Here is a 20,302-nt window from a genome sequence, read left to right as displayed (position 1 = left end):
TCCCGGGGAGGAGCGCCGCTCACGGGGGTGGTGCTGGACGTCCGGGCTGGTGTCAGCCCTTGACGGCGCCGGTGAGTCCACCGACGATGCGACGCTCGAACAGCGAGAAGAACACGAGCGCGGGGATCATCGACAAGGACGTGAACGCGAGGACCGACGCGGTGTCGACCGAGTACTGCGAGGCGAACGACTGGACACCGAGGGGCACGGTGTACATGGCCTCGTCGTTGAGGATGAACAGGGGCAGCATGTAGCTGTTCCAGCTCGCCACGAACGCGAGGATGCCGACGGTCACCACGCCGGGGAGCGACAGCGGGATGACCATGCGGAAGAAGAACCCGAGCCGACTCGCTCCGTCGATCGCTGCAGCCTCTTCCAGCTCCTTGGGGATCGCCCGGAGGAACGGCACGAGGATGATGATCGTCGTCGGCAGCGCGAACGCGATCTGCGGCAGGATGATGCCCCAGAGGGTGTTCATGAGGCCCAGCTCACGGATGAGGATGTAGAGCGGGGTGATCGCGACGGTCATCGGGAACATGAGTCCCGCGGCGAACAGCGAGTACATCGCGCCGCTGGCCTTGAAGTCGTACCGGGCGATGACGTAGCTCGCCATGACACCCAGGACGACGACGCCGAGCGTCGTGAGGATCCCGACGAACGCCGAGTTGCCCATCTGCTGCCAGAAGATCGAGTTGGCGAGCACGTCGGCGTAGTTGCCGAACTGCCAGGGGCTGGGGAATCCCGACGGGTCGAGCGTGATCTGCGAGTTCGTCCGGAAGCCACCGAGGACGATGAACAGGACGGGCGCGAGGCACACGCCGACGAACACGTAGGCCACGAGGTAGGTGTACCAGCGGGCGTTGCTCAGGCCGGAGTTCTTCTTCCGGAGCTTGACGGGTTGCTTGGTCGGCGGGGGAGAGACCGCGATCGCTGCCATCACTTCTTCCTTTCGGTCAGCGCGCCGGCCATGTCGCGGCGGAGCACGAAGCGCTGGTAGACGAGCGCGATGACGAGGGAGATGAGGAACAGGACGACGGCGACGGCGTTGCCGTACCCGTAGTTCCCGGACATGCGTCCCTCGGCGACCATGTAGATGGCCATCGTCGACGTGCCGGCCGTGGCCGAGACGTACTGGCCCCAGATGATGTAGACGAGGTCGAACAGCTGGAGCGATCCGATGATCGACAGGAACGCCCAGATGCGGATCGTCGGGCCGAGCAGGGGGATCGTGATGCTCCGCTGCATCTGCCAGTAGGACGCGCCGTCGATCGCGGCGGCCTCGAAGAGCTCTTCGGGGATGCTCTGCAGACCTGCGAGGAAGAGGATCACGGCGAAGCCGATGTACTTCCACGAGATGATGAGCATGAGCGACCAGATGGCCACCTTGGGGTCAGAGAGCCACTCGACGGTGCTGTCTTCGAGCCCCATCTTGATGAGCAGGTCGTTGATCGCACCGTTGGTCTGGAGCATGAGGCCCCAGCCGGTCCCGACGATGACCTCGGAGATCACGTAGGGGACGAAGATGAGCACCCGGATGATGGAGCGTCCGCGCATCTTCTGGTTGATGAGCAGTGCCAGCGCGATCGCGACGGGTCCCTGGATCACCAGGGACGCGATGACGATGAAGCCGTTGTTGAGGACTGCCTCGTGGAAGGCGGAGTCCTTGAAGATGATGAGGTAGTTGTCGAACCCGACGAAGTCCGTCGGAGCTCCGAAACCCTTCCACTTGTAGAAGCCGTAGTAGGCGGCCATCACCACGGGGAAGATGACGAACGCGAGGAAGACGATGATGGCGGGGCCCGAGAGCAGTGCGATCTCGGCGTGCTTGCGCCAGTCGGTCTTCTTGCGCCGCCGTGGCGCGGTGGCGGGGGCCGGAGTGGTCTTCGCACCGTCCCCCACCACCGAACGACCCCCAGGCGGGATGGTCAGTGATGCTTGTGAGTTCTCGCCCAGGGAGTCGCTCATGGTCGTCGACTATCCCTTGGCCGCGGCGTCGTTGAGAGCCGTGACGATGCCGGCAGCGTCACCGTCACCAGCGAGCATCTCGACGACAGCCTGGTTGAGCGCGTTGCCGACGTTCTGGCCGAGAGCCGAGTCGAGCCACAGCGCGACGTACGGAGCCTCGTTGTACGCCTCGAGGATCGAGACGAGAGCCGGGTCCTGGACGACGCCCTGCGCCGCGGTGTTGGCGGGCACGGTGTGGAACGCCGTGGCGTAGCCCTCCTGGTTCTCCTTCGACATCGCGAAGTTGAGGAAGTCAGCGCACTCCTTCGGGGCCTGCGCGGAGCAGGAGAACCCGTCGACGCCGCCCATGAGGGCCTTGGGGTCACCCTCGCCACCCTCGACCGCGGGGAACGGGAACCACTTGAGGTCGGGGAGCGGCTGCTTCTCCGGCGTCAGGTCGGCGGTCACACCGATGTTCCAGGCGCCCATGAGCTCCATGCCGGCCTGGTAGTTGGCGAGGAGGCCTGCCGACGAACCTGCGTCGCCCTGGGCGGACGTCGTGAGGAAGCCGGAGTTGAAGGGCTCCGTCTCGGCGAATGCCTCGAGGTTCTCGCCGGCCGTGGTCCAGCACGGGTCCGAGAAGTCGAGCTCGCCGGCCGCTTCGAAGGTGTCCTGCGAGCAGGCGCGCAGCGCGAAGAAGTAGTACCAGTGCGCGGCGGGCCATGCGTCCTTGGCACCGAGGGCGATGGGCTCGATGCCCGCCGTGTCGAGTGCGTCGGTGACCGTGACGAGCTCGTCGATGGTCGTGGGTGCGGCCGTGACGCCGGCCTGGTCGTAGAGCTTCTGCGTGTAGTACATGCCACCCGGGAGGATCGCCATCGGCATGCCGTAGATCTTCTCGTCGACCGTGAACGCGGAGAACGCGGTCTCGGGGACCTCGGAGCTCACCGTGTCGTCGATGAGGCCCGTGAGGTCCATGACCTGTCCGGCCTCGACCACGTCGGCGAGCTTGCCGCCGCCGCGTGCCATGAAGATGTCCGGCGCATCGCCCGAGTTGAGGGCGGTCTGGAGCTTGCCGTCCATCTCCTCGTTCTGGATGGACTGGATCTTGATGGTCACACCGTCGTTCTCGGCCTCGAAGGCCTTGGCGGTCTTCTCCCAGTACTCCTTGCCGGGGCCGGTGGTGGAGTTGTGCCAGAACGTCATGGTGACGCCGTCACCATCGCCCGATCCACCCTCGTCACCGCCCGAACATCCGGAGGCCAGGAGAGCAACGCTCGTGCCGAGCGCAACCGCCGCGCCCAGAAATTTCCTCGTCATCGTGAATCCCTTCGTCATCGTTGACGTCGCGACAGAAGTCTGCCGAAGCAAGGTTCGCTCGGCGGTGAGACGAAGTCAAACCGTTTTCGATAACGTTTTCGTCACAGGGCCGGATGAGCAGCTCGCGCCTGTCCGAGACAGGTCACGTCGTGGATCCAGCTCCCGCACGACGACGCGTCGACAGGCACGGCGCTGCCTGGTCGAGGGGATAGTCTCATCACGTGAATCCCGACGCCGGCTCCACCGCGCCTCCGAGTGTGCTCGGAGGGCGCGTGACGATCAACGACGTCGCGCGTGCCGCGGGGGTGTCCGTGGCGACGGTGTCGAAGGTCATCAACAGCCGGTACGGGGTGGCCCCGGCCACGTCTGAGCGTGTCCTGGGGGTCGTCGCAGAGCTCGGGTACGAGTCTTCGCTCGTCGCCAGCTCGCTGCGGCGGCGCACCACCAACGTCATCGGCATCCTCGTGGCGGAGTTCGAGCCCTTCTCCACCGAGCTGCTCAAGGGTGTGTCCGGGGCGCTGCTCGGTACGGGCTACGAGCTCCTGGCCTATGCGGGCTCGCTCTCGGACAACCAGGTCGGTTGGGAGCGGCGGTCGCTCTCCCGCCTGGCGGGGACCCTCATCGACGCTGCGGTCATCGTCACGCCCACCGTGCTCTCGCCCGCGGCCTCGATCCCGGTGGTCGCCATCGACCCGCACACCGGCCCGACGGGCCACACGACCATCGACTCCGACAACGCCGGGGGCGGCCGCGCCGCGACGCAGCACCTCATCGACCTCGGTCACCGGCGCATCGGACATGTCCAGGGCCGTGCCGACCTCGCATCGGCCGTGCTTCGTGAGTCCGGGTACCGGGAGGCCCTGGCGGGAGCGGGGATCGCGTTCGACCCTGATCTCGTGCGCCACGGCGGGTACAGCCCCGCGATGACGACCGAGGCCGCCCGGGAGCTCCTCACGCTCCGTGACCGACCGACGGCCCTGTTCGCGGCGAACGACCTGTCGGCGATCAGGACGGTGGAGGTCGCTCAGCAGCTCGGACTGCGGGTTCCCCAGGACGTGTCGGTCATCGGGTTCGACAACATCCCGGAGGCGGCCAACTGCTCGCCGCCCCTGACGACCGTCGCGCAGCCGCTCCAGCAGATGGGCGCGGAGGCGGTGAGCATGCTTCTCGACCTGCTCGGAGGGCGCGACCGCGAGCAGCACGTGCGGCTCCCGGCGCGGCTCGTCGTCCGCGCGACGACCGCCCTCGCCCCCGCCTGACCGCTCGCCCGGATCAGTCGGGGAGCGGCACGGGATCGATGAGGTGGGGCCCCTGGGTGCCGACCCGGTTGACCTCCGTGCTCACCGGGCGGAGCTCGAGCTCGGGCGAGGGGCCCTGCAGCGCGGCGACGGCGTCGCGGGCCGGTACGGCGGGGTCGAGCCACTCGTCCCACTCCTCGGGTGCGAGGGCCAGCGGGCGGCGCTCGTGCAGCTCTGCGAGCGTGCCGGAGGCTGCTCCCGTGATGATGGTCGTCGTGACGAGCCACCGGGCAGGGTCGTCGTCGGGCAGGGAGTGGTCGCGCCAGAACTCGTAGAGTCCGGCGAACGCGAGGACCTCGTCGTCGGGCGGATGGATGTAGAAGGGCTGCTTGACCTGCCGACGCGCCGAACCCGGTTGCACCCGGTGCCACTCGTAGTAGCCGTCGGCCACGACGAGGCAGCGGCGCCTCTCGGCCGCACGTGCGAACGACGGCTTGTCGAGGAGGGACTCGGACCGGGCGTTGATGAGGCGCGCGCCCCCGGAAGGGTCCTTCGACCATGACGGGACGAGCCCCCACCGGGCCAGCCGCAGCGACCGCACCGGCGCGTCGGATGCTGTGTCGCGTTCGACGACGATCCGGACCGGGTCGGTGGGGGCGACGTTCCACGACGGGGGGAGCGCAGCGACGTCGTCGTCGACGACAGGCAGGACGTCCTGGATGCCGCGCCGGACCGCGAACGCGTCGGCAAGGTCCTGGGCCTGTCGGAAGGAGGCGTAGCGTCCGCACATCCCTCCAGACTGCCCGCACAGGATCGCCCGCGCCACACGGTCACGTCGGCGGCCGTGCTGCCGATGAGAGGTGCAGAACACCCCCACGTGAGGAGGCAGCCGTGAGCAAGCATGGGATGCGGTCCGTCTGTGTGACGGCAGCCGTCGTGTTCGTCCTCGTCGCCCCGCTGACGTCGTGGGCTGCGATCGGCAGCCTCGCGCGGCAGCCCGCCGGGGGGTACGTGGAGGGCGCGACGCGGACGCTCGAGCTGCCCTCCGAGCCGGGCGCCGTCCTGAGCCCCGAGCAGGCGGGGGTGCTCCCGCAGGGTGAGATGGCCTACGAGCTGGACGACGGGGCGACCGTCCTCGTCCGAGCGGACGAGCGGTTGCCGGAGGTCGTCAGCGAGGAGGTGAGCGAGCAGGCGGCGCGCCTCGCGGAGCTGCCCGCGGACTCCCAGGCCCGGGCGGAGGCGAAGGACCTCGCGGACCGGGTGAGCGACGAGACGGGCAAGAACGTCATCATCGTCTTCCGCTCCGGCGAGCAGCCGGGGGACGCGGTGACGTGGCAGCACACGCGCGAGGGCGAGGCGGACGTCGTCGCGTCGTCGGACATCAGGGCTGTGTCGGAGCGGCTGCAGGCGTGGATCGACAGACAGCCGAACGCCGAGACGTTCGAGGTCATCCTCCCGGGTTGACGAAGATCACTTTCCCGATCGTCCCAGCGCGCGCGCGGGGCCCGATCGAATCGTTATGATCTTTCGGTGACAGAAGCCGCCAGGACCCCTGAGCAGACCCCGAGGCACCGCCCGGGCATCAAGTACGTCCTCATGCTCGGTGCGCTCGCCGCGCTCCCCGCGATCACCACCGACATGTATCTGCCGTCGCTCCCGGCAGTCGCCGCCGACCTCGGAGCCAGCCAGTCCGCCACGCAGTTCACCCTCTCCGGGATGCTCATCGGCGGGGCGTTCGGGCAGCTCGTCATCGGACCGTTCTCGGACAGGTACGGGCGCAGGCTCCCGCTCTTCATCGGGATCTCGCTGCACGTGCTCACGTCGCTCCTGTGCTCGGTCGCGCAGAACATCGACACCCTCATCGCCCTGCGCATCGCCCAGGGATTCTTCAACGCCGCGGCCGGCGTCGTGGCCATCGCGGTCATCCGCGACCGGTTCGTCGGGTCGGACGCCGCGCGCCTGCTGTCCCGCCTCATGCTCGTCATCGGTGTGGCGCCCCTGTTCGCGCCGACCATCGGTGGTGCCATCGCCAACACGTGGCAGTGGCGGGCCGTCTTCTACGCACTCGCCATCATCGGTGTGGTGCTCGTGCTCATCGTCTGGCGATTCATGCCGGAGAGCCTGCCGACCGAACGCCGCCGTATCGCCGGGCCCCGTGGCATCGCCGGTGGCTACTGGACGCTGCTCCGGGACCGGCACTTCATGGCGCTCGCCGTCATCCCCGGGCTCGGCATGGCCGTGATCATGAGCTACGTAGTGGGGTCGCCCTTCGTCTTCCAGGACGGGTTCGGGCTGAGCGAGGGGGAGTTCGCTCGGGTGTTCGCGTTCAACGGCGTCGCGCTCGTGCTCTCCGCGCAGCTCAACGCGTCGCTCGTGCGCAAGGTCGCGCCCATCCGGATCCTGCGTGTCGCCGTGATCGTGCAGCTCGTCCTGGCGCTGGTCCTCCTCGCCGTCGTGCTCACGGGCGCCGGGGGACTGTGGGGGATGGTCGCCGCGCTGTGGCTCGTCCTGGGCACGCAGGGACTCATCCCCGCGAACGCGTCCGTGCTCGCCCTGGGCGGGTACGGCCACATGGCCGGGACCGCGGCCGCGATGCTCGGTGCGCTCCAGGCCGGCGTCGCCGGGGCCGTGAGCCCTCTCGTCGGTGTCCTCGGGGGCGACGGACCCGCGATGGTGACCGTGATGATCGGCAGCGTCGTGCTCACCGTGCTCGTCCTCGCGGCCGCGACACCTGCGTACCGCAAGGGTGGATGGCACGCGTTGGAGGCACGGGGCGAGGGCAAGACTGCGTCTGTCTGACGGCGGAGTCGTCCGTCACCCGTCCGTCGGGCGGGAGGATGCCGGCAGACAGGTCAGGCCTGCGCGACGCGCACCGTGACCTCGTGCCACCCGCTCGCACCGTCCGGTGCAGGCGGGGCGGTCGTCCGGGTCTGCACCTCACCGGTGCCGTCCGTGGCCCGGACGCGCAGCGTGTGCTCGCCCGCTGGGGCGTCCCACGCGTAGGTCCACTGCCGCCAGGTGTCGATGCCTGCCTCGTCCGCGAGGGTCGCGGGCGTCCAGTCGCCGTCGTCCACCTGGACCTCCACGCCGGTGATGCCCCGGTGCTGAGCAAAAGCGATGCCTCCGACGGCGACGGGCCCGGCAGTGAGCTCGCTGGTCCTGCGGGGCACGTCGATGCGTGACGCCGTCTTCACGGGACCCAGGGCCGTCCAGCCCCGCGGCGTCCAGTAGCCCATGTCCTCGGCGAACGTCGTCACCTTGAGCTCCGTGACCCACTTCGTCGCCGAGACGTAGCCGTACAGGCCGGGAACGACCATCCGCACGGGGAACCCGTGCTGGACGGGGAGCGGCTCGTCGTTCATGCCGACGGCGAGCAGGGCGTCCCGGTCGTCCGTGAGGACCTCGAGCGGCGTGCCGGCCGTGAAGCCGTCGATGCTGCGGGACAGCACCATGTCTGCGCCCGGGAGCGGTACGGCCCGCGCGAGCACCTCGCGGATCGGCAGCCCGAGCCACTTGGCGTTGCCGACGAGGTCGCCGCCGACCGTGTTGGACACGCAGGCGAGCGTCACCCACGCCTCGACGAGGTCGGCGGCGAGGAGCTCGTCGAAGGTGATCTCGACCTCGTTCTCGACCATGCCGTGCACGCGCAGGGTCCACGTCGCGGGGTCGACCTGGGGGACGACGAGCGCCGTGTCGATGCGGTAGAACTCGCCGTTCGGCGTCGTGAAGGGCGCCACGCCGGGGGCGGTCGACTGCACGCCCGCGGGCAGCGGGGCGGCGGGGCGCGTCGCCGCAGGCAGACGCAGGGCGGTCCGCGCCGAGTCGACGGCCCGGCGGGTCCGGCCGACCACCTGGCTGGCTGCGCCGGCGAGGACCGCGACAGCACCTGTGAGCACGGCGGCCCGCAGGAAGCTCCGCCGCGACGCGCCGTCTGACGCAGGAGGGGACGTGGGCAGCCGGGTGACGAGCGCGCGCAGGGCGAGCATCCCGCACACGGTCCCGACGAGCGTGGGCAGGGCGTCCGTCGCGCTCGCGCCCGGACGGCTGAGCACCGCGGCAAGTCCGATGGCTCCCAGCGTGACGACGAGCGCGAGCGCGACAGGCAGGCGGCGCCGTGCGACGAGGCCGATCGCTGCGCCTGCGGCGACGCCGACGAGAGCCATCCCGACGAACAGCGCGAGCTTGTCGGCGGTGCCGAAAACGGAGATCGCCGCGTCCTTGAGCCACGCGGGCGTGCGGTCGACGAACGCTCCGCCCACCGCGACGACGGGGTTGGACGCCGGGCTGAACGCCACCGAGGCGAGCGCCGCGACGGCGATCGTCAGCGCGCAGGAGAGGATGCCGGCGAGAGCCGCAGGACCGCGCGTCGACGGTGAGTCGTGACGGGGAGGGGCGGTCGGCGCCGGTGCCGGGGGAGCGGACATCCGCTCAGTATCCTCGCGGTCGCTGTGATCCGCCGGGGGAGGGGTGACCGGGAGTCTCGGGGCGGGCCGAGGCGCGTGATCCCCGGCCCTCGCAGGTACTTGACGCTTCACCTCTCGCGATCGCGCGTGCGGGTCTATTTTCCTTCCATGACCGACTCAGGCAGCCCCTCGACAGCGACCGATGGTGGTGCGTCCACCGCTGACCGGGACGGGGGCGGTGAGACGAAGCTCAAGCGCAAGATCACCGGCCCCCTGCTCTACCTGTTCATCCTCGGAGACGTCCTCGGAGCGGGCATCTACGCGCTCATGGGCACCCTGGCCGCCGAGTCCGGTGGAGCGCTGTGGGCGCCCCTGCTCTTCGCGCTGTTCCTCGCGCTGCTCACGGCGGGCTCCTATGCCGAGCTGGTGACGAAGTACCCGAAGGCCGGGGGTGCGGCCGTGTTCGCGGAACGAGCCTTCAAGCCGTCGATCATCTCCTTCCTCGTCGGGTTCGTCATGCTCGCCGCGGGCGTGGTGAGCGCCGCCGCGCTCTCCCTGGCCTTCGCGGGCGAGTACCTCTCGACGTTCGTCGACGTCCCGACGATCCCCGCGGCGATGGTCTTCCTCGTCCTCGTGGCGTGCCTCAACGCGCGGGGTATCAGCGAGTCCGTGAAGAGCAACGTCGTCATGACGATCATCGAGGTGTCGGGCCTCGTCATCGTCGTCGTCGTGGTCGCGATCATGCTGTCCGACGGCGGTGGTGACGTCTCCCGGATCGGTGAGTTCCCGCAAGGCGTGAACCCGGCGGTGGCGACGTTGAGCGGCGCGATCATCGCCTACTACTCGTTCGTCGGCTTCGAGACCTCGGCGAACGTCGCCGAGGAGGTCCGGCACCCGAGCAAGGTCTACCCGATGGCGCTGTTCGGGTCCCTGGCCACGGCCGGCGTCGTGTACATCCTCGTCGGGCTCGCCAGCTCGATCGCCCTGCCACCCGAGGAGCTGGCGGAGTCGACCGGGCCACTCCTCGCGGTCGTCGAGGCCACCGGGGTCGGCCTGCCGAGCTGGTTGTTCAGCCTCATCGCCCTCATCGCCGTCGCCAACGGCGCTCTGCTGACGATGATCATGTCCTCCCGCGTGACCTACGGGATGGCGGAGCAGCACCTCCTGCCGAGCGTCCTGGGCAAGGTGCTGCCGAACCGGCGCACCCCGTGGACGGCGATCGTCTCGACGACGGTCGTCGCGATGCTCCTCACGCTCCTCGGCGACGTGGGGACGCTCGCCGAGACGGTCGTGCTCCTGCTGCTGTTCGTCTTCATCTCCGTCAACGTCGCGGTGCTCGTCCTGCGCAAGGACCGCGTCGACCACGAGCACTACCAGGTGTGGACGGTCGTGCCGTACCTCGGGGTGGCGTCGTGCATCCTGCTGCTCGCGAAGCAGAGCTGGGAGGTGTGGCTCTACGGGTTGGTGCTCGTCGCGGTGGGCATCGTCCTCTACCTCGGGGCGAAGGCCACGACCCGGGGGAGCTCGTCGTCTGCCGGTCGTACCGATGGGTGACGGGCGACCGGGCCGAGGGAACGGGGATGGTGAGGACTCCCCCTCCCGCAGCCCCTGCCGGTGCCCTAGGGTGCCGCTATGACGAGGAGATTCCAGCGCCGCCGCAGGCAGCCCGTCCGCAACGTCTTCCGCTTCGTCGGCAACTGCTGCGTATCTGTCCTGGAGTTCATCGCAAGCTGAGGCGGCCCTCGCCCTGCGAGGACGGCAAGGGGGTGCCCGTGGCGACGTTCGCGTTGGTCCACGGTGCTGGCTCGACGGCGTGGGACTGGCATCTCGTCGTCCCGTTGCTCGAGGAGCGCGGCCACCGGCCGGTGGCCGTCGACCTCCCCACCGAGGATGACGCGGCCGAGCTGGGCGACTGTGCGCGGGTTGTCGCCGACGCCGTGGCGGGGTGCGACGACGTCGTCGTGGTCGGCCACTCGCTCGGCGGGTTCACCGCGCCGCTCGTGTGCGACCTCGTGGGTGCGGTGGGGCTCGTCTTCCTCGCGGCGATGATCCCGCGGGTGGGGGAGACCGTGGAGGAGTGGTGGGCGGCGACGGGTCATGGCAGCGAGAATGTCGACCTTGACGCGGATGACACCTTCTACGCCGGCGTCCCCGAGAAGCTGGTCGTGGAGGCGCGGGCGCGCGGGAGGGACCAGCGGGGGGCGTGGCTCTCACGGCCCTGGCCGGGTCCCTGGCCGGCGGACGTCGCAACCGCAGGAGTCGTCTGTCGCGACGATCGGCTCTTCCCTGCGGACTTCATGGCGCGGCAGGTGAGGGAGAGGGTGCGGGTGGAGCCTGACGAGATCCCCGGTGGGCACTACGTGGCGCTCAGCCATCCCCGTGCGGTGGCGGACATTCTCGACACGATGGCGCGCCGCTTCGACCTCTAGACCCAGGGAGGATCCTGAGGACGTGACGTACGTCACGCAACCGACGGTGGCTCTCTAGTGGCGAATTGCTAAAATCGTGGTACTGGTGCGCGAGGGTCGCGGACCTGATCGTGGGTGTGAGTCGACCACCCGCGCCGTCCCCGACCCCTTCCAGCGGTCGCTCCGACCGAAGTGCGCCGTGAGCGGTGCTCCGAGCGGATCGTGGTCGCGCCCCTGACCAACGACGTGCGTCGGATGACGCACGCCCACCGAAGGAAGGAGCAGGACATGAACCCGACCCCCTCGACCACCCCCGAGCAGGAGCGCGAGAAGCGCCGCCGGCGCGCGGCTCTTGTCCGCTTCGGCTTCGCGGGTGTCGCGGTACTCGGTGTCGGCGCTGCCCTCACGAGCGCGACGTGGACCGACGACGCGTGGTTCGCCGGGAGCGCCAGCGCCGTCGAGAAGGTCGAGCTGCAGGCGAGCCTCGACGGGGCCTCGTGGGTCGACGCCGACGTCGTCGGTGACGCCGTGCAGATTCCCGTGACCGAGTTCGCCGACCTCAACCAGGGTGCGGTCGAGCAGGTCACGCTGCACCTGAGGAACGCCAGCAGCGTGCCGCTGACGCTCGGTGACGCAACGGTGACGACGGACGGAGACACCGCCGCCGAGGGCATCTTCGGTGGCTCCGCGCCCGCGACAGCCACGATCATCGAGCCTGCGGTCGGCGAGATGGCGCCCGACGCCACCGCCACCGTGACGCTGCAGGTCACCACGCCGGACGACTGGCCCGCCGACTACCAGGGCAAGACCGGGACGGTGACGGTCCAGTTCACCGGAGTCTCCTGACCGGTACCCGACGACGGTGGCGCCGCAGCCCCCTGCGGCGCCACCACCCCCGGGGGTGATGCCCAGTGCGCATCCTGCGCACCGCTGCCGACGTCCTCGTCTGGACCCTCGCGGTCCTCGGGGTCGTCAGCCTGAGCGTGTGGGGGGCGACGTCGCTCGGGCTCATCAAGCCGCTCGTCGTCATCTCCGGCTCCATGGAGCCGGGCATCATGACGGGCGACCTGCTCGTCGCGACACGCGTCCCGATCGACGAGGTCGAGGTGGGGGACGTGCTGTCCCTGCCGAGCCCGTCGACGGGGGTCACCGTCACCCACCGCGTGATCGACGTCGCGCAGCAGTCCGACGGCTCGTGGCACGTCCACATGCAGGGGGACGCCAACGACAGCCCGGACAGCGGCGCCTACGTCGTCACCGACGACACCGTCCTGACCCCGCGCTGGCGGATCGCCGGTGCCGGGGAGGCGATCGAGCGGCTGACAGCACCCGGCACCGCGGTGCCGCTGGCAGTCGCGCTCGTCTCGCTCCTCGCGCTGAGCCTGCTGCCAGCCCCGGGCCGCGACCCTGACCACCATCTTGACCCTCCGAGAACGCAGGAGGATGCCGCATGCGAACCTCCACAGGAGGACGCCGAACGCGCCGCACCCGTCGCGTCGTCACGTCCGGCCTCGTAGCCGCGACGACCGTCATGAGTGCGGCCGTGCCGGCCACCGCCGCGCTCACCGACGCAGCTCCGGGCACGGACCCCGCGTCCGTCGAGGTCGTTCCCGTGACGTTCGACCTCGTCGACCTCGTCCCCGGCGAGATCCGGTCCCGGGACATCGTCGTGCATGTGCTCGATGACGCGACGATCACGTCCGTCCGGCTCGACAGCGACGGCGCCCCCACCCTGCCGTGGGCCGCGCAGCTGTGCGGCCCGGACGGGGGGTGCCGCCCGCTCGACGCCACCCTCGTCGGCACCGCCATGCCCCGCGGTGACTGGACCGTGACCGTGACCGTGACGGCCGCGCCCGACCTGCAGCCGGGGGACAGGTCGACGGTGTCTGGCCACGTCGTCCTGCAGGGCGGGGACGTGTCCGTCGACGACGGTGGTGCGGGTTCCCGGCCGGGGGCCGATGCTGGGGGCGTCGGGGGCAGCTCGGCAGCAGCGGGCGAGGTGACTGTCGGCGATCGGGCCGGCGAGAGCGCCGGTGAACGTGCCGGCGAACGTGCTGGCGAGAGCGCCGGCGCGTCCGCGCCCGCCCGTCGGTCCGACCTTGCCATGACCGGGTCGGAGCTGTTGTCCGTGCTCGCCCTCGCGCTCGCCGCGACGGCGACCGGTGCGTGGCTCGTCACCGCTGCCCGGCGACGCCATGACCACGACTCGACACAGGAAGGGGGGAGCGCATGATCCGCGCCGTGATGCGACGACGCATCGTCGCCACCACGGGGCTGCTCCTGACGGTCGCGCTCGTGGTCGGTGCCGCTGCGAGAACCACGACCGCACAGTGGGCGGACCCGTCGACCTTCGCCGCGCAGGTGAGCAGTGGTACGTGGAAGAAGGCTGAAGGGTGCGAGGTCCTCGACATCGCGACCGGGGCCGTGGTCGACAGCTGCGGGGTCGGCGACGTGCGCATCCTCACCGAGTGGGCGTCCCTCTTCGAGGACGGCTATGTCACCGAGGGAAGCATGCAGTTCGAGGTCGACCTCATCGGGTACACGCCCGAGCCCGGGCGGCAGGCGCGGGTGACCGTGGACCTGTCGCGCCTGCCCAGCCAGTACCAGTGGAACTGGCAGACCGGCCAGCTCTACATGTACAGCGGTGAGCAGCTCGACTGGACCGAGGCGCCCGTGCTCACGTTCCTCACTCGTGAGCACACCGGCTCGCCGCAGCAAGGGCAGTTCATGGTCACCACCGTCGGTTGACGGCCGACGGTGGTGCCGTCCGGCGATCGGCGCCGGCTGCCGGCGGCGCGGGCACAGTATCCGGCGGGCCGGAGGAGAGCCGGCGGTATGCGCTCGCGGTGAACCCGAGGACATGCCGGAAGTCTGCGGCGAGGTGGGCCTGGTCGGCGTACCCCAGCTCCGCGGCGACCTCGGCGATCGGCACGTCCGGGTCGTCGCGCACCCTCTGCGCCGCTTCCTGGAGCCGGTACCGCCGGATGACCGTGAGGGGAGACAGGCCCACGTAGCGGTCCGCGAGGCGCTGCAGGCTCCGGGTCGAGATCCCCAGGTGCCGGGCCACCTGGTCCACCCGGACGATCGAGCGGTCGGTGGCGACGAGGTCCTCCATCGCGTTGGCGAGGGCGCCGGCGCTGTCAGGTGGGTCGAGCCGCTCCGTCGCCCATGCCGCGTAGGCATCGATCGCGTGGGCGCGCCCGGCCGCCTCGTCGGAGTCGTGCATCGCGGACACGACGGGAGAGAAGAGCCCGGGCACGGGGAACGGGAGCTCCGCGTCGCGGATGGCTCGGAGGCTGGCGTGCAGCTGCGCGGCGCCCGCAGGGCGGAGCAGGGCACCGACCGCCCACCCGGACCCGGTGAGGTCGCGGTGCGATGCGCAGGTGGTCGGGCCTGCGAGGGCGACCCCGCTCGTCTCGACGACGAGATTCGACGCCGGGAAGGGCAGGACCTCCTGTCGTGACGTCCTGCCGGGGGCGACGTCCCACCGAGGGACCCAGAACCACCGGACGAGGCCCTCGAGCTCCGGGGGAGCCAGCTGGCGGTGGAACGTGGGGAGCCGGGTGGGGTAGAGGATGCCGCGCGCGTCGTCCGTCATCGGAGCCTCCTGCGGCAGGTGTCGCGAATCTTCAAGCGGTGCGCCCGTCCGGCCCCTAGGGTCGAACCATGACGAACAACGACGAAGCGCAGCGTGGTGTCACGGGTCAGCACACTACCGACGGGGTACCGCACGGCTCTACCAGTCTGACGCCGTTCCTCGCCATCGCGGATGCCGCGGGGGCGGTCGAGTTCTACCGCTCGGTGTTCGGCGCTCGGGTCGTGGACGTCACGGAGATGGGCGGCGTGGTGGTCCATGCCGACCTCGACCTCGGGAACGGTCATCTGCAGCTCGGGGAACCGTCACCTGACTACGGGCTCGTCCCTGCGCCGGCCGGCGACGCCGACTGCTACTCGCTAGCCCTGTACTGCAACGACACGGACGCCCTCGTCGGGCGGGCGGTGGAGGCGGGCGCGACGGTCCGCGAGCCGGTGAGCACCTTCGTGACCGGCGACAGGTACGCCTCCATCCGTGACCCGTTCGGGGTGCGGTGGTCGATCATGTCCCGGGTCGAGGACCTCTCCGAGGCCGAGAGCGCGGCCCGGGTCGCGGCGTGGGCCGCGGCGCAGGAGACGCCCGACCAGTGACGTCGGACGAGCCCGGACCGCCCGGCGGGCCCGTGCACTGGGCGCGTGAGGTGTGCCTGTCGTTGCCGAGCGCGACGACTGATACGCCCTTCGGGCCCGACACGGAGGTGTTCCGCATCCATCGCAAGCTCTTCGCGCTCCTCACCGAGGTGCCACGGTTCGCCCCGTTCCCGATCCTCAACCTCAAGGCCGATCCCGACGAGCTGCCGCACCTCGTCCGGGCGCACGAGTGGATCCTGCCCGGCTGGCACCAGGACAAGCGGCACTGGGTGTCCGTGGTCCTCGGGCCTGACCTCGACGTCGAGCTCGCCGCCGACCTCATCGAGGACTCGTATGACCTCGTCGTGCTCGGGCTGCCGGCGCGGCTGCGGCCGGTGACGCACGGCAGACGCCCGCAGGGGTGAGCGCAGCACGGGGTGACTCCCCGGTGAGAGTTATCCACAGCGCCGATCCGGACGGGTGAAGGTTCGATACTCTCCGTTTCGGCCCTGGTAACCGATTCGCGGTGATTGCCGCCGGGGTCGGTGCCGGGGAGCGAGGCCGATCTGCGAGCGGGGGTGCGCGGCGATCGGAGTGTGAGAACGCGGATCCTGGGCAGCTCCTGGCGGGCGTCGTACCAGCCGGGCTCGCCTCTGCGGCACGCTCTCGCTGGCACGATGACTCCCGTGACTTCGAACCGAGCCCAGGCGTCTTCCTCGGCCCTCTCGCCCTCCGGGCTGAGGCGTGTCCTGCTGGGATGGGCCGAGCGGCTGGCCGTGCCCCTTGACGCACTGACCTCAGCGGGGACGCACTTCTTTCCACGCGAAGCGGCGACCGCTGTCGTGGTCCTGCAACTCGGTCAGTCCTGCGTCGTCGTCGCACCCCCGCCCGTGAAACTCTTGCTCGAAGATCTTGGAGAGCGGGCGCTCCTTGATGCGCAAGCCGTGACCGCGAGGCTCGGGGAGTTCGGCCCGCAGCCCATCGGCACAGCGACGCTCTCGTACCGCGATAGGCGCCCCGTCGAGCAGCCGCGGGTCCCAGTCACGAGCGTTGGGCCAGCGCTGGTCGATCAACTCCGAGCGCGCATCCACGCCGACGAGTGGGACGAAAGCGGTCTCTCATCCATGCCGCAGCGATGGGCAGCGCTCGCGCCGGCAGGCCACCTCGCCGCGGTCGCTGGCTACGAGCACTGGGGTGCGAACATCGCACAGATGGGCGTTGCTGCCGACGCGGCCGAACGCGGACGCGGCTACGCGGCAGACGCATCGGCGGCGGCCATGACGGAGGCGCTCAACGCAGACCTGGTCTTGCAGTGGCGCAGCCGAAGAGGGAACGAGGCATCAGAACGCTTGGCTGCCCGCCTCGGCTTCATGCCGCTCGGGTTCCAAAGCGCCGTCGCGCTGGGCTGACCCACAGCGGCGTCATCGGCGCGTCGTCAGTTGCCGGTCGTCGTGTCGACAGGAGCCGCCGTCCTCGTCCGGTCGGGCGCACCAGCATGGCTGCTGGTGGGGCCGAAGAAGCTGTCGGTTCCACAGGTGCTCCAGCCGCCGTGAATCTCCTCGGACGGCGAAGTCGGCCGCTTCGGCGGTCTGGGCGGCTGAGCAGGGAGGCCGGCCTCCGTTGGTCACCGAGGTGAAGGCCGGGATGAAAGTTATGCACAGTCGTCCTCGCGCCGGGTGAACTTTCGTTAGTCTCTGCTTCGACCACAGTGACCATTTCGCGACGATTGCGCACCCGGGCGATTCGATCAGCCCGCGCCTCCTCGCCGAAGTGCTCGGACCAGCGAGCGAAGCGAGGGAGCAGCGGCATGGACGGCGTGGCGATCTTGGAGTCGGAGGTTCGTGAGCTCGTGCGCCGGCGGGGGTTGGATCCTTCGCGGGATCTTCCGGGGATCCGTGCGCTGGTGGCTGAGGCGGTGGCTGACTATGACTCGCGCTCGATGCTGGGTGCGGTGCCGACGTTGGTGGACGTGTCGTCGGCGTCGAAGTCCGTCATGGACGCGGTGGCGGGTCTGGGGCCGTTGCAGAAGTACCTCGACGACCCGGAGGTCGAGGAGATCTGGATCAACGCACCGGCGCAGGTGTTCATCGCGCGGCGGGGGCGTCCGGAGCTGACGACGACGATCCTCAGCGAGGAGCAGGTGCAGCGCCTGGTGGAGCAGATGCTCAAGTCGTCCGGGCGGCGTCTGGACTTGTCGAGTCCGTTCGTGGATGCGTCGTTGCCGGGTGGTGAGCGGCTGCACGTGGTGATCCCGGACGTGACGCGTCGTCATATGGCGGTGAACATCCGCAAGTTCGTGGCGCGGGCGTCGAACCTCGGCGACCTCGTCGCAGCCGGGTCCCTGTCGGGGCACGCTGCTGGCCTCCTCGACGCGTGCGTCCGCGCGGGCCTCAACGTGCTCGTCTCCGGCGCCACGCAGGCCGGCAAGACGACGATGCTCAATGCACTCGCGGGCTCCATCCCCGCGCAGCAGCGCATCATCACGGCGGAAGAGGTGTTCGAGCTCAACCTGCCCAACCGAGACGTCGTCGCGCTCCAGTGCCGCCAGCCGAGCCTCGAGGGGACCGGGGAGATCCCGCTACGACGACTCGTCAAGGAGGCGCTGCGCATGCGACCCGACCGCATCGTCGTCGGTGAGGTCCGCGAGGCCGAGAGCCTGGACCTGCTCATCGCCCTCAACTCCGGCGTGCCGGGGATGGCGAGCATCCACGCCAACTCGGCCCGGGACGCGGTCTCGAAGATCTGCACGCTGCCGCTCCTTGCCGGCGAGAACGTCTCCAGCCAGTTCGTCACCCCCACGGTGGCCTCCGCCATCGACATCGTCGTCCACCTCGGGATGGACGCCAACGGCGTCCGCCGCGTGCGGGAGATCGTCGCCGTGACCGGACGCGTCGAGGCGGGCATCGTCGAGACCGCTGACCTCTACGCGTGGTCGGGGCACGAGCTCCGTCGCCGGGACGGGTTCCCTCCGCACCCTGAGCGCTTCGAGCGCGCGGGGATCGACGTCGCAGCCATGCTGCGGACGGCCTGAGCAGCCGCGGCATGGGTGTCGTCAGCGGTCTGCTCCTCGGGTCGGGGCTCCTGTCGGTGTGGTTGTCGTGCTGGCCGCGCCCCGCGGGCCGCGCAGCATCACGCCCTGCGTGGACGCTGCGGCTGGCGGACACCCTCGTCCATGCCGGGGCGGGCTCCGTGACGGCGGGTGGGTTCCTCGGCGCGAGCGCACTCCTCGGAGTCGTCGTCCTCGTCCTGGGGACTGCGCTCGTCCGGTCGGTCCCGATCGCCGTCGCGTTCGCGATGATCGCGGCGTGCGCACCGTGGGCCCTCGTGCGAGCGCGGTCACGGCGACGGTCGGCCGCCCTGCGGGAGGTGTGGCCGGAGGTCGTGGACCACCTCGCTTCAGGGGTCCGGGCAGGGCTGTCCCTCCCTGAGGCCGTCGCACAGGTGGGGGAGCGGGGCCCGGTGGAGCTGCGCGAGCCCTTCCGTGCGTTCGCCCGGGACTACCGGGCCAGCGGCCGGTTTGACGACTGCCTCATCACCCTCAAGGCGCGCCTCGCAGACCCGGTCGCCGACAGGGTGATCGAGGCGCTGCGCATCACCCGGGACGTCGGTGGGTCGGATCTCGGCCGGCTGCTGCGCACGCTGTCCGCCTTCCTGCGTGACGACGTCCGTACCCGAGGGGAGCTCGAGGCCCGCCAGAGCTGGACCGTGGCCGGCGCTCGGATCGCGGCAGCTGGCCCCTGGGTCGTCCTCGGCCTGCTGGCGACCCGGGGCGAGGCGTCGTCCGCGTACAACACACCCCTCGGCGCTGTCGTGCTCGGGGTCGGCGCCGCCTGCTCGCTCGCCGCGTACCAGCTCATGCTGCGGATCGGACGCCTGCCCCAGGACGTCCGGGTGCTCCGATGATCGGCGCGCTCCTGGGAGCAGTGTTCGCCCTTGGCGTGCTGCTCATCGTCCGTGCGTGGAACGCCCGCGCGATCCGGCTCGACGAGCGGTTGGCTCCGTACCTCACGGTGCCCGACCCGACGTCCGGGCTCCTCGGCGAGGCGGCTGTGCGCTCACCTTTCGGTGCGCTCGAGCAGATCGTCGCGCCCTGGTTGCACGACGCGCTGCGACTCGTGGAGAAGGTCGGTTCTCCGACCGTCGAGCTCAAGCGCACGCTTGCACGCGCGGGCCGCGCAGAGACCGCAGAGCAGTTCCGCATCATGCAGGTGGCCTGGGGGGCGATCGGGCTGGCTGGCGGCCTTGCCGCGGCCGTCCTGCTCGCCACCACGCGCGGTGCCTCGCTCGTCCCCCTCGTCATCGTCGTCGCGCTGTCGGCCCTCGGCGGCGTCCTTGCCTGCGACTACCGCCTCGGGCAGCAGGTCAAGCAGCGCGAGCAGACGATGATGCTCGAGTTCCCCACGATCGCTGAGCTCCTCGCGCTCGCCGTGGGCGCCGGGGAGGGACCCGTCGCGGCACTGGAGAGAGTGGCTCGATCCGCGCGCGGCGAGCTCACGGAGGAGCTACGCCGCACTCTCGCCGAGGTCCATTCGGGTCTGTCGCTCACGCACGCCCTCGAGAACCTCGCCGACCGCACCGGGCTGGGAAGTCTCGCCCGGTTCGCCGAGGGCGTGAGCGTCGCCGTCGAGCGCGGCACACCCCTCGCGGACGTGCTGCGCTCGCAGGCGCAGGACGTCCGGGACTCCGGTCGCCGAGCCCTCATGGAGCTCGGTGGCAAGAAGGAGGTCCTCATGCTCGTCCCCGTCGTCTTCCTCATCCTTCCCGTGACCGTCGTGTTCGCCGTCTTCCCCAGCCTCATCACGCTGCAGGTCGACCTGTGACTGAC

At 70.3% G+C, this 20,302-nt stretch carries 21 protein-coding genes; 15 read left to right on the top strand and 6 right to left on the bottom strand.

What is annotated here, in order from left to right:
• Positions 1-52: 52 nt before the first annotated feature.
• From AC54T1_RS09025 to AC54T1_RS09015, 3 genes are read right to left on the bottom strand one after another with little or no spacing between them, the layout of a single operon-like run.
• Positions 53-937 (bottom strand): carbohydrate ABC transporter permease, encoded by an 885-nt coding sequence (locus AC54T1_RS09025; RefSeq protein ID WP_484345123.1) that lies wholly within the window; start codon positions 935-937, stop codon positions 53-55.
• Positions 937-1,965 carry a carbohydrate ABC transporter permease gene (locus AC54T1_RS09020; protein ID WP_484345124.1) on the bottom strand — a complete coding sequence of 343 codons (1,029 nt, stop codon included), beginning with the start codon at positions 1,963-1,965 and terminating at the stop codon, positions 937-939. Before AC54T1_RS09020 ends, AC54T1_RS09025 begins: the two co-directional genes overlap by 1 nt.
• 9 nt (positions 1,966-1,974) lie before the next feature.
• Positions 1,975-3,282 (bottom strand): ABC transporter substrate-binding protein, encoded by a 1,308-nt coding sequence (locus AC54T1_RS09015; RefSeq protein ID WP_496911734.1) that lies wholly within the window; start codon positions 3,280-3,282, stop codon positions 1,975-1,977.
• A gap of 203 nt (positions 3,283-3,485) precedes the next feature.
• Between AC54T1_RS09015 and AC54T1_RS09010 the strand changes: the two genes are divergently transcribed.
• Positions 3,486-4,523 carry a LacI family DNA-binding transcriptional regulator gene (locus AC54T1_RS09010; protein WP_484345126.1) on the top strand — a complete coding sequence of 346 codons (1,038 nt, stop codon included), beginning with the start codon at positions 3,486-3,488 and terminating at the stop codon, positions 4,521-4,523.
• A gap of 13 nt (positions 4,524-4,536) precedes the next feature.
• Here the strand turns inward: AC54T1_RS09010 and AC54T1_RS09005 are convergent, their stop codons facing one another.
• On the bottom strand, positions 4,537-5,292 hold the full coding sequence (locus AC54T1_RS09005; protein WP_496911733.1) for an SOS response-associated peptidase: 756 nt from the start codon (positions 5,290-5,292) through the stop codon (positions 4,537-4,539).
• Between the two features lie 101 nt (positions 5,293-5,393).
• On the opposite strand from AC54T1_RS09005, the gene AC54T1_RS09000 reads away from it, so the two are divergent.
• On the top strand, positions 5,394-5,966 hold the full coding sequence (locus tag AC54T1_RS09000) for a hypothetical protein (RefSeq protein ID WP_496911732.1): 573 nt from the start codon (positions 5,394-5,396) through the stop codon (positions 5,964-5,966).
• 66 nt (positions 5,967-6,032) lie between these two features.
• Positions 6,033-7,301 (top strand): multidrug effflux MFS transporter, encoded by a 1,269-nt coding sequence (locus AC54T1_RS08995; RefSeq protein WP_496911731.1) that lies wholly within the window; start codon positions 6,033-6,035, stop codon positions 7,299-7,301.
• Positions 7,302-7,354: 53 nt separating this feature from the next.
• Here the strand turns inward: AC54T1_RS08995 and AC54T1_RS08990 are convergent, their stop codons facing one another.
• Entirely contained in the window at positions 7,355-8,926 is a 1,572-nt protein-coding gene (locus tag AC54T1_RS08990; protein WP_496911730.1) for a molybdopterin-dependent oxidoreductase, read from the bottom strand.
• A gap of 147 nt (positions 8,927-9,073) precedes the next feature.
• Here AC54T1_RS08990 and AC54T1_RS08985 point away from each other — a divergent pair, with 147 nt between their 5' ends.
• From AC54T1_RS08985 to AC54T1_RS08960, 6 genes are all read left to right on the top strand, one after another.
• Complete coding sequence (locus AC54T1_RS08985; protein WP_496911729.1) at positions 9,074-10,459, top strand: APC family permease; 1,386 nt, start codon at positions 9,074-9,076, stop codon at positions 10,457-10,459.
• Positions 10,460-10,677: 218 nt separating this feature from the next.
• Positions 10,678-11,334 carry an alpha/beta fold hydrolase gene (locus AC54T1_RS08980; protein ID WP_496911728.1) on the top strand — a complete coding sequence of 219 codons (657 nt, stop codon included), beginning with the start codon at positions 10,678-10,680 and terminating at the stop codon, positions 11,332-11,334.
• Between the two features lie 267 nt (positions 11,335-11,601).
• Complete coding sequence (locus AC54T1_RS08975; RefSeq protein WP_484345133.1) at positions 11,602-12,159, top strand: hypothetical protein; 558 nt, start codon at positions 11,602-11,604, stop codon at positions 12,157-12,159.
• Between the two features lie 65 nt (positions 12,160-12,224).
• Complete coding sequence (locus AC54T1_RS08970) at positions 12,225-12,830, top strand: signal peptidase I (protein WP_496911727.1); 606 nt, start codon at positions 12,225-12,227, stop codon at positions 12,828-12,830.
• Positions 12,764-13,546 carry a hypothetical protein gene (locus AC54T1_RS08965; protein ID WP_496911726.1) on the top strand — a complete coding sequence of 261 codons (783 nt, stop codon included), beginning with the start codon at positions 12,764-12,766 and terminating at the stop codon, positions 13,544-13,546. The genes AC54T1_RS08970 and AC54T1_RS08965 overlap by 67 nt, the downstream gene beginning before the upstream one ends.
• A complete protein-coding gene (locus AC54T1_RS08960) occupies positions 13,543-14,061 on the top strand; it encodes a hypothetical protein (protein WP_496911725.1) in 519 nt (172 codons plus the stop codon). The genes AC54T1_RS08965 and AC54T1_RS08960 overlap by 4 nt, the downstream gene beginning before the upstream one ends.
• Here the strand turns inward: AC54T1_RS08960 and AC54T1_RS08955 are convergent.
• Positions 14,045-14,911, bottom strand: coding sequence for a helix-turn-helix domain-containing protein (locus tag AC54T1_RS08955; protein WP_496911724.1), 867 nt, complete (start codon positions 14,909-14,911; stop codon positions 14,045-14,047). The two genes, AC54T1_RS08960 and AC54T1_RS08955, sit on opposite strands and share 17 nt — an antisense overlap.
• A 68-nt stretch (positions 14,912-14,979) precedes the next feature.
• Between AC54T1_RS08955 and AC54T1_RS08950 the strand changes: the two genes are divergently transcribed.
• The 6 genes from AC54T1_RS08950 (at position 14,980) to AC54T1_RS08925 (ending at position 20,297) form a co-directional block, all read left to right on the top strand.
• Positions 14,980-15,498 (top strand): VOC family protein, encoded by a 519-nt coding sequence (locus AC54T1_RS08950; RefSeq protein WP_496911723.1) that lies wholly within the window; start codon positions 14,980-14,982, stop codon positions 15,496-15,498.
• A complete protein-coding gene (locus tag AC54T1_RS08945; protein WP_496911722.1) occupies positions 15,495-15,902 on the top strand; it encodes an MmcQ/YjbR family DNA-binding protein in 408 nt (135 codons plus the stop codon). The genes AC54T1_RS08950 and AC54T1_RS08945 overlap by 4 nt, the downstream gene beginning before the upstream one ends.
• Before the next feature lie 261 nt (positions 15,903-16,163).
• Entirely contained in the window at positions 16,164-16,886 is a 723-nt protein-coding gene (locus tag AC54T1_RS08940; protein WP_496911721.1) for a GNAT family N-acetyltransferase, read from the top strand.
• A gap of 398 nt (positions 16,887-17,284) precedes the next feature.
• A complete protein-coding gene (locus AC54T1_RS08935) occupies positions 17,285-18,508 on the top strand; it encodes a TadA family conjugal transfer-associated ATPase (RefSeq protein ID WP_496911720.1) in 1,224 nt (407 codons plus the stop codon).
• A gap of 11 nt (positions 18,509-18,519) precedes the next feature.
• Positions 18,520-19,380 carry a type II secretion system F family protein gene (locus AC54T1_RS08930; protein ID WP_496911719.1) on the top strand — a complete coding sequence of 287 codons (861 nt, stop codon included), beginning with the start codon at positions 18,520-18,522 and terminating at the stop codon, positions 19,378-19,380.
• Positions 19,377-20,297 (top strand): type II secretion system F family protein, encoded by a 921-nt coding sequence (locus tag AC54T1_RS08925; protein ID WP_496911718.1) that lies wholly within the window; start codon positions 19,377-19,379, stop codon positions 20,295-20,297. Before AC54T1_RS08930 ends, AC54T1_RS08925 begins: the two co-directional genes overlap by 4 nt.
• The last annotated feature ends 5 nt before the right edge of the window (positions 20,298-20,302 follow it).

Source organism: Sanguibacter sp. Z41_6, assembly GCF_059621145.1.
This window is presented reverse-complemented; position numbering and strand designations above follow the sequence as displayed.